11 protein-coding genes and 1 pseudogene are annotated in these 12,300 nt (G+C 71.7%); 6 read left to right on the forward strand and 6 right to left on the reverse strand.

The genetic code is table 11. From position 1 onward, the window contains the following. Positions 1-98: 98 nt before the first annotated feature. The 3 genes from ACWDR7_RS00880 to purL all read right to left on the reverse strand — a co-directional run bounded on the left by ACWDR7_RS00880 (position 99) and on the right by purL (position 3,432). Positions 99-836: a hypothetical protein gene (locus ACWDR7_RS00880; protein ID WP_449853054.1), complete on the reverse strand. Its 738-nt coding sequence runs from the start codon at positions 834-836 to the stop codon at positions 99-101. A 131-nt stretch (positions 837-967) separates the two neighbouring features. Continuing rightward, positions 968-1,129 (reverse strand): hypothetical protein, encoded by a 162-nt coding sequence (locus ACWDR7_RS00885; protein WP_158231537.1) that lies wholly within the window; start codon positions 1,127-1,129, stop codon positions 968-970. Next, positions 1,126-3,432: a phosphoribosylformylglycinamidine synthase subunit PurL gene (purL, locus tag ACWDR7_RS00890; RefSeq protein WP_449853055.1), complete on the reverse strand. Its 2,307-nt coding sequence runs from the start codon at positions 3,430-3,432 to the stop codon at positions 1,126-1,128. The genes ACWDR7_RS00885 and purL overlap by 4 nt, the downstream gene beginning before the upstream one ends. Positions 3,433-3,540: 108 nt before the next feature. Here purL and ACWDR7_RS00895 point away from each other — a divergent pair, with 108 nt between their 5' ends. Together ACWDR7_RS00895 and ACWDR7_RS00900 are read left to right on the forward strand one after the other, a co-directional pair. Further along, the gene (locus tag ACWDR7_RS00895) at positions 3,541-4,092 is read left to right on the forward strand and encodes a gluconokinase (RefSeq protein WP_449853056.1); all 552 of its coding nucleotides are present in this window, start codon (positions 3,541-3,543) and stop codon (positions 4,090-4,092) included. A 92-nt stretch (positions 4,093-4,184) separates the two neighbouring features. Continuing rightward, complete coding sequence (locus ACWDR7_RS00900) at positions 4,185-5,105, forward strand: ketopantoate reductase family protein (protein ID WP_449853057.1); 921 nt, start codon at positions 4,185-4,187, stop codon at positions 5,103-5,105. On the opposite strand, the gene ACWDR7_RS00905 is transcribed toward ACWDR7_RS00900, so the two are convergent. Beyond that, positions 5,102-6,247, reverse strand: coding sequence for an epoxide hydrolase family protein (locus tag ACWDR7_RS00905; RefSeq protein ID WP_449853058.1), 1,146 nt, complete (start codon positions 6,245-6,247; stop codon positions 5,102-5,104). The genes ACWDR7_RS00900 and ACWDR7_RS00905 overlap by 4 nt on opposite strands. Positions 6,248-6,390: 143 nt before the next feature. On the opposite strand from ACWDR7_RS00905, the gene ACWDR7_RS00910 reads away from it, so the two are divergent. The 3 genes from ACWDR7_RS00910 to ACWDR7_RS00920 all read left to right on the forward strand — a co-directional run bounded on the left by ACWDR7_RS00910 (position 6,391) and on the right by ACWDR7_RS00920 (position 9,748). Then, positions 6,391-7,692 carry a GAF domain-containing protein gene (locus ACWDR7_RS00910; RefSeq protein ID WP_449853059.1) on the forward strand — a complete coding sequence of 434 codons (1,302 nt, stop codon included), beginning with the start codon at positions 6,391-6,393 and terminating at the stop codon, positions 7,690-7,692. 125 nt (positions 7,693-7,817) lie between these two features. Beyond that, a complete protein-coding gene (gene exaC / locus ACWDR7_RS00915; protein WP_449853060.1) occupies positions 7,818-9,365 on the forward strand; it encodes an acetaldehyde dehydrogenase ExaC in 1,548 nt (515 codons plus the stop codon). Beyond that, positions 9,365-9,748 carry a DUF779 domain-containing protein gene (locus ACWDR7_RS00920; RefSeq protein WP_449853061.1) on the forward strand — a complete coding sequence of 128 codons (384 nt, stop codon included), beginning with the start codon at positions 9,365-9,367 and terminating at the stop codon, positions 9,746-9,748. The genes exaC and ACWDR7_RS00920 overlap by 1 nt, the downstream gene beginning before the upstream one ends. A 2-nt stretch (positions 9,749-9,750) precedes the next feature. On the opposite strand, the pseudogene ACWDR7_RS00925 reads toward ACWDR7_RS00920, so the two are convergent. Then, positions 9,751-10,691 (reverse strand): annotated as a pseudogene (locus ACWDR7_RS00925) (SDR family oxidoreductase). 105 nt (positions 10,692-10,796) lie between these two features. Between ACWDR7_RS00925 and ACWDR7_RS00930 the strand changes: the two are divergent. Further along, complete coding sequence (locus tag ACWDR7_RS00930; protein WP_449853128.1) at positions 10,797-11,636, forward strand: helix-turn-helix transcriptional regulator; 840 nt, start codon at positions 10,797-10,799, stop codon at positions 11,634-11,636. A gap of 165 nt (positions 11,637-11,801) precedes the next feature. On the opposite strand, the gene ACWDR7_RS00935 is transcribed toward ACWDR7_RS00930, so the two are convergent. Next, positions 11,802-12,221: an Hsp20/alpha crystallin family protein gene (locus ACWDR7_RS00935; RefSeq protein ID WP_449853062.1), complete on the reverse strand. Its 420-nt coding sequence runs from the start codon at positions 12,219-12,221 to the stop codon at positions 11,802-11,804. Positions 12,222-12,300 lie beyond the last annotated feature (79 nt).

A 12,300-nucleotide genomic window follows, 5' to 3' on the forward strand; every position in this document is an offset into this window, starting at 1 on the left:
CGCTTGACGACGCCCGCACCGAGCGGGATGGGGGTGGGTGTCACGACGGTGGGAGTCACGACGCGATCCTATCGAGGCGCGGTGGCCCGCCCGCGCGGTCAGCCCTCGATCTCGGGCGCGACCTTCCGCTCCAGCACCTCGATCGCGTCGTCGGAGACGGCAATGAGCCCGTCGAGCTCCTCGCGCACGCGCTTGTATGCCACCTGGCGCTCGGCGGCGGTGGCGGATCGGTCGACCGCCGTCTGCAGCAACTGACGGGCGCGATCGAGGCGCCGCCGCTCGGCATCGGTGAAGCCCGTGTCGCGCACGCGGCGGGCGTGCTGCTCGGCGATGTCGAAGGCCACTTCGAAGTCGTGCACGGCGTCGCGGTACGCCGCGAACGTCTCGGCGTCGACACGCGCGTCGGCGGTGGTCGGCCGGAGCCCGTCGGCGACCTTCTTGGCGCGCAGGAAGGCGGCGGTCAGCTGCTCGCGGCCGTCGCTCATGGTGGGGAAGGCGATGAGCTTGGCCACGTCGAGCTCGTAGTCCAGCCAGCGCTTCGTCACCTCGTCGTGGGTGCTCATGAGGCGCTCGAGGCGCGCGGCGCGGCCCTCGGCGTCCGCGCGCTCGACGGCCTCGACGTCGTGCTCCTGGCCCGCCGGGATCGCCGGCAGCGCCGTGCCCTTCTCGATCGCCTTCGCGCGCGCCTTCGCCTCGATCAGCTCGAGCTTGCGGCGGTGATCCCGCTCCGCCTGCTTGTCGAACCAGCCGGTCGCCGATCCGAGCACGCCGACGGCCGCTCCCCCGACGGGGAAGACCAGCCACCAGTACCCCGCGACGAACTCCCAGAATCCCACGCCGCCACTCTAGGGCCACCGGGCCGGGGGACCTCGTTCCGCGAACCCGTGCTCGTCCGCCGAGCCCGCGCCGGATCGGGCGCGGGCTCGCGGATCGAGCGCGGGCTCGCGGTCTCCGCCGTCGACCGAGCTCAGCCGAACAGCAGGGCGAAGGCCGAGGCGCCGCCGCCGGTCACGAGCAGGGCGACGATCACGACCCAGGCGACCGTGCGCACGCGCCGGTTGCGGCGGTCGAGCGAGACCGACGGCTCGTCGTCGTCCGGCTCGAGCTCGGAGTGGTTGATGAGGGTCACACGGGCTCCGCGACCGTCTCGCCGAAGTAGCGGGGCAGCGTCGAGGTCGACAGCGCGCGCAGCTCGGCGACCGAGAGGGTGAAGTGGTCCTGGATCTCGAGATCCGGCACGGTGTCGGTCACGCCGATCCGCAGCACCGGGTAGTCACGGCCGGCGCACAGCCCGCGGAACTTCACGTCGTCCTCGCGCGGCACCGAGACGAGCACGCGGCCGGTGGACTCGGAGAACAGCGCGGCGGCGGCGTCGACGCCGTCGCGCTCCATGAGCTCCGTCAGCCACACGCGGGCGCCCACGCCGAAGCGCATCACGCACTCGGCGAGGGCCTGCGCGAGCCCGCCCTCCGAGAGGTCGTGCGCGCTCGAGATGAGCCACTCGTCGTTGGCGGCGCTCAGCAGCCCGGCCAGGCGCTTCTCGGCGGCCAGGTCGACGGCCGGCGGGCGGCCGCCGAGGTGGCCGTGGACGACGTCGGCCCACGCCGATCCGCTCAGCTCGGTGGCGGTCACGCCCAGCAGGTAGATGTTCTGCCCCGGGTCCTGCCAGCCGCTCGGCACGCGGCGCGAGACGTCGTCGATCACGCCGAGCACGCCGACGACCGGGGTCGGGTGGATCGGGGTGTCGCCCGTCTGGTTGTAGAACGACACGTTGCCGCCCGTCACGGGCACGCCCAGCTCGAGGCACGCGTCCGACAGGCCCTCGACGGCCTGCGAGAACTGCCACATGACCTCGGGCTTCTCGGGGGAGCCGAAGTTGAGGCAGTCCGTCACGGCGGCGGGCTTCGCGCCGGTGACGGCGACGTTGCGGTACGCCTCGGCCAGGGCCAGCTGCGCGCCCTGGTACGGGTCGAGCTGGCAGTAGCGGCCGTTCGCATCGGTCGCGATCGCGAAGCCCAGGCCCGACTCCTCGTCGACGCGGATCATGCCGGCGTCGTCGGGGAACGACAGGGCCGTGTTGCCGAGCACGTAGTAGTCGTACTGGTTGGTGATCCAGCTCGTGTCGGCCAGGTTCGGCGACGAGACGAGCTGGGCGAACTGCTCCTTGAGCGCGGCCGGATCGGTCGGGCGGGGCAGCGCCGAGGCGCTGTCGTCGCGCAGGGCGTCGATCCACGTCGGGTACGCGACGGGGCGGTCGTAGACGGGGCCGTCGACGGCGACGGTCGAGGGGTCGACGTCGACGATCGTCTCGCCGTTCCACGTGATGACGAGGCGGCCGTCGCCCGTGACCTCGCCGAGCACGCTCGTCTCGACGTCCCACTTGTCCACGACCGCGAGGAAGGCGTCGAGCTTCTCGGGAGCGACGATCGCCATCATGCGCTCCTGCGACTCGCTCATGAGGATCTCCTCGGCGGTGAGCGAGGGATCGCGCAGCAGCACGTTGGTGAGCTCGACGTTCATGCCCGATCCGCCGTTGGCGGCCAGCTCGCTCGTGGCGCACGAGATGCCCGCGGCGCCGAGGTCCTGGATCGCCTCGACGAGGTCGTTGCGGTACAGCTCCAGGCAGCACTCGATGAGCACCTTCTCGGCGAACGGGTCGCCCACCTGCACCGCGGGGCGCTTGGTGGGGCCGCCGTCGCTGAACGAGTCGGAGGCGAGGATCGACGCGCCGCCGATCCCGTCGCCGCCCGTGCGGGCGCCGAACAGCACCACCTTGTTGCCGGCGCCGGTGGCGTTGGCGAGGCGGATGTCCTCGTGGCGCATCACGCCGACCGCGAGGGCGTTGACGAGCGGGTTGGCCTGGTAGACCGCGTCGAACACGGTCTCGCCGCCGATGTTGGGCAGGCCCAGGCAGTTGCCGTAGCTCGAGATGCCCGAGACCACGCCGTGCACCACGCGCGCGGTGTCGGGGTGGTCGATCGCGCCGAAGCGCAGCTGGTCCATGACGGCCACGGGGCGCGCGCCCATCGAGATGATGTCGCGCACGATGCCGCCCACGCCGGTCGCGGCGCCCTGGAACGGCTCGATGTAGCTGGGGTGGTTGTGGCTCTCGACCTTGAAGGTCACGGCCCAGCCCTCGCCCACGTCGACGACGCCGGCGTTCTGGCCCATGCCGACCATGAGCTTCTCGTTCATCTCGTCCGAGACCTTCTGCCCGAACTGGCGCAGGTACTTCTTGCTCGACTTGTACGAGCAGTGCTCCGACCACATCACGGAGTACATCGCCAGCTCACCGCTCGTGGGGCGCCGGCCCAGGATCTCGCGGATCCGCGCGTACTCGTCCGGCTTGAGTCCGAGAGCCTCGAACGGCTGCTCCTTCTCCGGGGTGGCTGCGGCGTTGGCCACGGTGTCGACGACGTGTTCGGTGCTCACGCGGAGGGGCTCCAGACTCGCGGATGGCGGGATCACCCTCGATTCTAGTTCGGCGAGCCGGGCGTCAAGGGCCGTCCGCTCCGCGTGCGGATGCGGTATCCAGGAGGGGTGAGCGAGCATGCGACCGCGATCGTGGTGATGGGGGTGTCGGGCGTCGGCAAGACGACCGTTGCCCGCGCGCTCGCCGCGCGCCTCGGCGGGGTGTTCGTCGAGGCGGACGATCTGCACGCCCCCGAGGCGCGGAAGCGCATGGCTGCGGGCGAGCCGCTGACAGACGAGGAGCGGATGCCCTGGCTGCGCCGGGTGGGCGATCGGGTCACGGAGGTGGTGGCCGGCGGCGGGCTGCCCGTCGTCGCCTGCTCGGCGCTGCGCCGCCGCTACCGCGAGGCGCTGGTCGAGACGGCGGGCGGCATCGCGTTCGTGCAGCTGTCGGCCGACGCCGATCGCGTCGCGGACCGCCTGGCCGAGCGCACCGGCCACTTCATGCCGCCGTCGCTGCTGGACACCCAGCTGGCGACGCTCGAGCCGCTGGAAAGCGACGAGCGCGGCGCCGTGGTCTCGGCCGCGGGCTCCGTCGACGAGGTCGTGGCGGCCGCCGAGGCGGCCGCACTCCAGCTCCTCGGCGGCCGCGGCCCTGATCCCGCCCCATATGACGAATAAGCACTGGTCCGGAGGCTGGATGGGTGCTTATTCGTCATACGAGCGGAGGGCGCGCCCGGCATAGGATCGGCGGGGCGACGGAAGGGATGCGCATGCGGATCGGGATGATCGGGCTCGGAGCGCTCGGCGGGATCTACCTGGACCGGATCGCGCGCGGGCTTCCCGAGGCGGACGTCTTCGTCGTCGCCGACGGCGAGCGAGCGGATCGCCTCGAGCGAGACGGCATCGTGATCAACGGCCGCGACGTGCGGTTCCCGGTGGTGCGGCCCGGGTCGCCCGCGGCGCCCGCCGACCTGCTCCTCATCGCGACGAAGGCGAACGGCCTGGAGCCCGCCATCGCGCTCGCCCGGCCCGTGGTGGCGGCCGGCACGGTGATCCTCAGCCTCATCAACGGCATCCACAGCGAGGACGCGCTGGCGTCGGCCTTCCCGCAGGCCGACGTGCTGCTGTCGATGACCGCCGGCAGCGACGTCGTGCGCCGCGGCAACGACATCACCTACGAGAACTTCGGGCGGATCGCGTTCGGGCGCGAGACGAACGCCCCGGCGGACGACGTCGTCGCCGCGCTCGACGCGCTGCTGACGCAGGCGGACGTGCCGCACGAGGTGCCGGCGGACATGCGCCGCTCGCTGTGGTGGAAGTTCATGGGCAACGTCGGCATCAACCCGGCCTCCGCCCTGCTCGATGCCGAGTACGGCGCCTTCAACCGCGAGGGATCGCACGCGCGCGAGGTCATGCTCGCCGCCCAGCGCGAGCTGATCCGGATCGCGGCGGCGAAGGGCGTCGACCTCGGCGATGGCGACCTCGACGAGTGGCTGCGGGTCGTGGCCACCCTCGCGCCGCACGGCGAGACGTCGATGCTCCAGGACATCCGCGCGGGACGCCGCACCGAGATCGACATCCTCAGCGGCGTGGTCGTCGGCCTCGGGCGCGAGCTCGGCATCCCCACGCCCGTCAACGAGGTGCTGCTGCACGGGGTGAAGGCGCGCGAGCAGATCGTCGGCGCCGCCTAGGCAAGCAGCCCCAGATCGCGTGCGAAGCGGCGCACGCGATCGGCCATGGCCTGCGGCGCCTCCGCGACGGCGAAGTGGCCGCCGTCCTCGAGACGTTCGAACACGCGCAGATCGCGGTAGAAGCGGCGCGCGAACGACTCCGGATAGTCGGCCTCGTGCCGCTGGATGAACACCGCGGCCGGCACCGTGGCGGGTGGCGTCGGGGCGGGCCCGCCCTCGACGTAGGGGCGGAACGACGTGCCGATCGTCTGCGTGACCCAGTAGATGGTGGCCTCGGTGAGGATCCGATCGCGAGACAGGAGCCGCTCGACCTCTCGCGGATCGTCCGGCTTCTGACCGGGGCGGCCGCCCGCGGGGACGTCGCTCCACTCGACGAGCTTCTCGGTGAGCCAGGCGAGCAGGCCCGCGGGGGAGTCGTTGAGGCCCGCGGCGAGCGTGTCGGGGCGTGTGCCCTGGATGTGCGCATAGCCGGACTCGGGTCCGAGGTCGGCGGCGAGGCGATCGAGGAAGGCCCGCTCGTCGGGTGCCGTCAGCTGCGCACGCTCGGCGTCGTCGGGGAAATGCGCGTGCGTGGCGATCACCCCGGCGACCCGGTCGGGGTGGCGGGAGGCGATCAGGTCGTTGACGTTGGCCGACACGTCCTCGCCATAGGTGAGGTAGGAGTCGTACCCGAGCACCTCGGTCATGAGCGTGTGCATCGTGGCGGCGAGGCGGTCGTCGGTCACCGGGCCGTCCCGGTAGGGCGACGAGAACGCGAAGCCCGGCAGGCTCGGCACCACGACGTCGAGGTCGGGCAGGAGATCGGCGAAGTCGAGCTGCAGCGCGAAGGTGTGGGGCCAGCCGTGCATCACGAGCAGCGCAGGGGCTCCGGGCGTGCGGCTGCGGAGGTGAACGAAGTGGACGTCCGCATCGCCGACGGTCGCCACGAACTGCGGGTGGTCGTTCAGCCAGTCCTCGCGCTCGCGCCAGCCCCACGCGGCCCAGGAGTCGACGAGCTCCCGGAGGTAGTCCGACGTCATGCCGGACGCCGGCCGTCTCGGCGAGTCGGGCAGGAACCGCGTGGCCGCGAGCCGCGCCCGGAGGTCGTCGAGGACCGCGTCGGGCACGTCGATCCGGAACGGGCGTGCGGGGCTTGTCTCCATTCCTGCACGCTACGCCGGGCCGCCGACATCCGACGACCTCGTCCCGATCGACGTTCCGGTCCCGGGTCGACGGCTGACAACTCGGGCGCTCCGGCCTACACTGAGGGCACCCAGACGCTCCCTCGACGACGATCGGAGCTGCCATGGACTCACCGTGGGCGTCCGCCGCCGACGCGAGTGCGCGTCTGCTCGTCGAGCGCGCCCACGAGGAGCTCATCGCCGGCAACGCCGACGATCCACGGCTCGCTCATGTCCGGCCGCTCGTGCGGCAGTCGTGGCGGCGGTCGCTGCAGAACCTCGTCGGCCCGGAGGACCTGCCACCGCTGGACCTGCACGACGATGAGCTCGAGGAGTACCGGCGCGCACACCCGCTCGCGGGCGCGATGTCGATGATCCGCGGACTGCTGCTGCCCGGCGAGCATGCCGAGGCCGGGGTCGTCGTCGCCGTCGGGGACGCGGCGGGGCGGCTGCTGTGGGTCGAGGGCGATCGGCGCATCCGCGCGCTCACCGGCGAGATGGGATTCGTCGAGGGCGCCAACTGGTCGGAGGACCGCGTCGGGACGGCGGCGCCCGGAACCGCGCTCGCGCTCGGCGCCTCCGTGCAGGTGCGGGGAGCGGAGCACTTCAACCGGCTGGTGCAGCCGTGGTCGTGCACCGCGGCGCCCGTTCACGACCCCGAGACCCGAGCGCTGCTCGGCGTGATCGACGTCACCGGTCGCGACAGCGCCGCGCATCCGCAGGCGCAGCTGCTCGTCGACGCCACGGTGCGGGCGGTGGAGGCCGAGCTCCTCGTCGCTCGCATGCGCGCGCGGGCGGAGGCACCGCGCCGTATCATCAGCTCCGGTCCCCGCCGCGGCGCCTCACGCCCGGCGCGCCCGACGCTTGCGGTCCTTGGCCGGGACCGCGCCCTGCTCGAGGGCGCCGGCTCACCCAGCGAGCTCAGCGAGCGCCACGGTGAGATCCTGCTGATGCTCGCCACCCACCGCCAGGGGCTCGGGGCCGAGCGACTGGCCGAGCTCGTCTACGGCGACCCGAGTGCGGTCGGCACCCTGCGCCCCGAGATCGTGCGGCTGCGCAAGGTGCTCGCGCGGCACGACCTCCCCCTCGAATCGCGGCCGTATCGCCTGGGCGGCTCGCTCGAGACCGACGCGCAGCACGTGCTGTCCCTGCTGGGCCGGGGCGCCCACCGGGTCGCCCTCGCAGCCTGGCGGGGTGACGTGCTGCCGTCTTCGGAGGCTCCCGGGATCGAGGAGCTTCGCGAGACCGTCCGCGGCGCACTGCGCGAGGCGATGCTCGACGACGCCGGCCTGGACGCGCTGCTGGCCTACATCGATACGGACGCCGGACGCGACGACGTCGAGGCGCTGCGGCTGTGCCTCGGGATGCTCCCGCCCCGATCCCCGCGACGTGCGGCGATCGTCGCGCAACTGGAACTCGCCGGCTGAGCTCGCTGCGGGTCGCCGCGGGGGAGAAAGCCCGCCCCCGCAACCCGATGCAACGTGCCGCGGCGTAGCGTCCGAGGAAAGCGCGGCGAGCGGCCGCGCCCATCGACAGTCAAGGGAGACCAGCGATGACCATTGTGGAAGAGGGCGTCTCGAGCGTCTACGCGGCGCCGGGCACCAAGGGCTCGGTGGCCGAGTATCGCTCGCGCTACGGGCACTACATCGGCGGCGAGTGGGTGGAACCCGCGAAGGGCCAGTACTTCGAGAACATCACGCCCGTCACCGGCAAGCCGTTCTGCGAGGTGGGACGCGGCACGGCCGAGGACGTCGACCGCGCCGTCGACGCCGCGTGGAAGGCGTTCGCCACGTGGAAGAAGAGCACACCGGCGGCGCGCGCCCTCATGCTCAACCGGATCGCCGACCGCATGGAGCAGAACCTCGAGCGCCTGGCCGTCGCCGAGACGTGGGAGAACGGCAAGCCGGTGCGCGAGACGCTCGCCGCCGACATCCCGCTCGCGATCGATCACTTCCGCTACTTCGCGGGGGTGCTCCGGGCGCAGGAGGGCTCGCTCAGCCAGCTCGACGAGGACACCGTGGCGTACCACTTCCACGAGCCCCTCGGCGTGGTCGGCCAGATCATCCCGTGGAACTTCCCGATCCTCATGGCGGTGTGGAAGCTCGCCCCGGCGCTCGCCGCGGGCAACTGCGTCGTGCTCAAGCCGGCCGAGCAGACCCCGGCGTCGATCCTGCTGCTCATGGAGATCGTGGGCGACCTGATCCCCGCCGGCGTGGTCAACATCGTCAACGGGTTCGGAATCGAGGCCGGCGCTCCGCTCGCCTCGCACCCGAAGATCCGCAAGATCGCCTTCACGGGGGAGACGACCACGGGCCGCCTCATCATGCAGTACGCGTCGCAGAACCTCATCCCCGTCACGCTCGAGCTGGGCGGCAAGAGCCCCAACATCTTCTTCGAGGACATCGCCGATCGGGACGACGCGTTCTACGACAAGGCGAAGGAGGGCTTCACGATGTTCGCCCTCAATCAGGGAGAGGTGTGCACCTGCCCGTCGCGCTCGCTGATCCAGCGGTCCATCTACGACTCCTTCCTTGGCGACGCGCTCGAGCGCGTGAAGGCGATCAAGCAGGGCAACCCGCTCGACCCGGAGACGATGATCGGCGCACAGGCGTCCAACGACCAGTTCGAGAAGATCACCTCCTATCTCGACATCGGCCGTCAGGAGGGGGCCAAGGTGCTGGCGGGCGGCGAGCCGGTCGACCTCGGCGGCGAGCTGAGCGGCGGGTACTACATCGCACCGACCGTGTTCGAGGGTTCCAACTCGATGCGCATCTTCCAGGAGGAGATCTTCGGGCCGGTGGTCTCGGTGACGTCGTTCGACACCTATGACGACGCGATCTCGATCGCAAACGACACGCTCTACGGGCTGGGGGCCGGCGTCTGGAGCCGCAGCGCGGACATCTGCTACCGCGCCGGCCGTGCGATCGAGGCGGGCCGGGTGTGGACGAACACCTATCACCAGTACCCCGCGCACGCGGCGTTCGGCGGGTACAAGCAGTCGGGCATCGGTCGCGAGAACCACCTGAAGATGCTCGAGCACTACCAGCAGACGAAGAACCTCCTCGTCTCCTATGCCGAGGGTGCGCAGGGATTCTTCTGATGGAGCACGATGTGAGCCGGGTGGCGGTCTCGGGTGAGGCCGCCGCCCTGCTCCGCACCCTGACGGCGCAGCACGGCCCGCTGATGTTCCACCAGTCGGGTGGCTGTTGCGACGGATCCTCGCCGATGTGCTACCCGGTCGGGATGTTCCGCACCGGCCCCGGGGACGTCCTCCTCGGCACGATCGACGCGGGTCTCGACGATCCGATCGAGGTCTACATGTCGGCGCCGCAGTTCGAGTACTGGAAGCACACCCATCTCACGATCGACGTCGTCCCCGGCCGCGGCGCGGGATTCAGCGTCGAGGCGCCGACCGGAATGCGCTTTCTCATCCGCTCGCGGCTGCTCACCGAGGACGAGGCCCGCGCGCTCGGCATGGTGTGAGCTCACCCGGGGAACGTGACGCCCGTGAGCTCCTCGGTGAGCTGCCACAGACGCGCGGCGTCGTCGGCGGACCGCAAGGCACGGTACAGCGACTGCTCGGCGGGTGCGCCGCCGAGGTGGCCCGGTCCCTTCGGGCCGTACAGTCGCCCGGGCTCCGCGTCCGGTGACGCCGCCGCGTACAGCGCGGGCAACGCAGCGCTTTCCGGGGTTCCGAAGAACAGGCCCCGAGCCGACCCCCAGCGGATCACCCGCACACCGAGGGTGTCCCCGGAGCGGCCGATCTCGGGACGCGCGGCCAGCAGGCTGGTCGGCGCCACCCCGGGGTGCGACAGGGTGCTCGTGATCCCCCATCCGCGCGCGGCGCTGCGGCGCTGCAGCTCGAGCCCGAACAGCCCGACGGCGATCTTCGACTGGCGGTAGGCGCGCATGCCGTCGTATGACCGCTCCCCGTTCGGGTCGCCCCAGTCGATCCCGCCGCGTGCGGCGGCCACGCTCACCTGCGATGTCACCGCGCTCTGCCGGCGCGCAACAGCGGCATCAGATGGGCGACGAGGGCGGCGTGCCCGAGGTGGTTGGTGCCGAGCTGGAGCTCGAAGCCGTCGGATGTGGTCTGGCGCGTCGGCGGGGTCATGACCCCCGCGTTGGCGATGAGCAGGTGGATCGGCCGTCCGTCGCGGACGAGCGCGTCGCCGAGATCGGCGACGGACGCGAGCGACGAGAGGTCGAGTGGCGGCAGCTCGATGACGGCGCCGGGCGTCGCCGCCCGGATGCTCTCGGCCGCGGCCGCTCCCTTGGCGGGATTGCGCACCGGAAGCACGAGATCGGCGCCGGCACGGGCCAGTCGAGTGGCGATGCGCAGTCCGATGCCGTCGCTGCCGCCGGTCACGACGGCGCGTCGGCCGGCGAGGGACGGGAGAGGGAGGTCGATGGGCGTGCGAGGCATGGGTCTCCTTTGGTCGGCTCCCACTGTGGCGCGATGCCGAACGGCGGATCCAGGACCTGGCATGTCGTGGCTGGCCGGACCCGCGGGTGCCAGGATCGAGGCGTGGTGATCGACAGGGCGGGGCTGGGCGACTTCCTCCGGCGGCGCCGTGCGGCGCTGCAGCCGGAGGACGTGGGTCTTCCCCGGGGCCGACGTCGCCGCACGGAGGGCCTGCGCCGCGAGGAGGTTGCCGCGCTGTGCCACATGTCGGCCGACTACTATGCCCGCCTCGAGCGCGGTGACGGACCGCTGCCGTCGGAGCAGATGCTCGCGGCGATCGCGCAGGGCCTGCACCTGACGGTGGATGAGCGCGACCACGTGTTCCGCCTGGCCGGGCATCCGCTGCCGCCGCGCGGTGGCGGCAGCGAGCACATCGGACCCGGCCTGTTGCGGGTGCTGGACCGGCTCGAGGACACCCCGGCCGAGATCGTGACGGAGCTGGGGGAGACCCTGCGCCAGACGCCCCTGGGGATCGCGCTGACGGGCGACCTGACGCGCTTCGAGGGGCCGGAACGGAGCATCGGCTTCCGATGGTTCACCGATCCCGACATGCGTGAGCTCTACCCCCGCGAGGACCACGGTTTCCTCTCGCGGCTGTGGGCATCGGGACTGCGCGAAGTGCGGGGGCGCCGGGGTCCCAGGTCCCGTGCGGCGGCACTTGCCGACCTGCTGCTGGCCCGGAGCGAGGAGTTCCGTGAGGTGTGGCAGCTGCAGGAGGTGGGCTTGCGCCCGGCGGAGACGAAGCGCTTCCTTCACCCCGAGGTCGGCCTGCTCGACGTGACCTGTCAGAACCTGATCGACCCCGCCACGTCGCAGTCGCTGCTCGTCTACACGGCGGTGCCGGGCACCGAGAGTCACGAGAAGCTCGCGCTGCTCTCGACGCTCGCGCCCCGCTCCGCGCGCTGACCGGCCTCAGGCGGCGGCGCCCCGCGGGCTGTCAGGCGGGGGCGCTTGAGCCAGGTGGGGGCCGGGGGCTCGCGCAGTCCGGGGAGCGACGGCGACCAGATGCCCGCGAATCGCGTGCGCATGCAGACGGGGCGGCTCCATCGGAGCCGCCCCGTCTGTGCCGCGTCAGACGGTGATCGCGGGTGCGTCGGCGCCGTGCTGGATCTCGATCTTGCGGGGCTTGGCCTTCTCGCTGATCGGGATGAGCACGCTGAGCACGCCGTTCTCGTACCGGGCCGAGATCGCCTCGGTGTCGATGCCCTGGCCGAGATTCAGCTGACGCAGGAAGGTGCCCGAGGCACGCTCGCGGGTGATCCACGAGACGCCCTCGTCGCTGCGCACGGTCCGCTCGGCGCGGATCGTGAGCACCTGACCGTCGACGTCGATGTCCACGCTGCCGGGATCGATCCCCGGCAGGTCGGCGCTGAGAACGTAGTGATCGCCGTCGCGGTACAGGTCCATCGGCATCAGCCGCGGCCCCTGACGGTCGAGCATCTGCTGGGCGACGCGGTCCAGCTCGCGGAACGGATCGAAGAACATCGCCATGGTGATCGTCCTCCTTCTGTCTGGCGCTGTTCACCTCACAGAATCGAGTCGGATCGACTCACTTCGATTATTAGCACTC

The sequence above is a fragment of the Microbacterium sp. NPDC003461 genome, from assembly GCF_053588335.1.

Coding starts and splice junctions, on each gene's coding strand:
- ACWDR7_RS00900 (WP_449853057.1), top strand. CDS start 4,185: ATGCGGATCGGGATGATCGGGCTCGGAGCGCTCGGCGGGATCTACCTG.
- ACWDR7_RS00905 (WP_449853058.1), bottom strand. CDS start 6,247: ATGGAGACAAGCCCCGCACGCCCGTTCCGGATCGACGTGCCCGACGCG.
- ACWDR7_RS00910 (WP_449853059.1), top strand. CDS start 6,391: ATGGACTCACCGTGGGCGTCCGCCGCCGACGCGAGTGCGCGTCTGCTC.
- exaC (WP_449853060.1), top strand. CDS start 7,818: ATGACCATTGTGGAAGAGGGCGTCTCGAGCGTCTACGCGGCGCCGGGC.
- ACWDR7_RS00920 (WP_449853061.1), top strand. CDS start 9,365: ATGGAGCACGATGTGAGCCGGGTGGCGGTCTCGGGTGAGGCCGCCGCC.
- ACWDR7_RS00935 (WP_449853062.1), bottom strand. CDS start 12,221: ATGGCGATGTTCTTCGATCCGTTCCGCGAGCTGGACCGCGTCGCCCAG.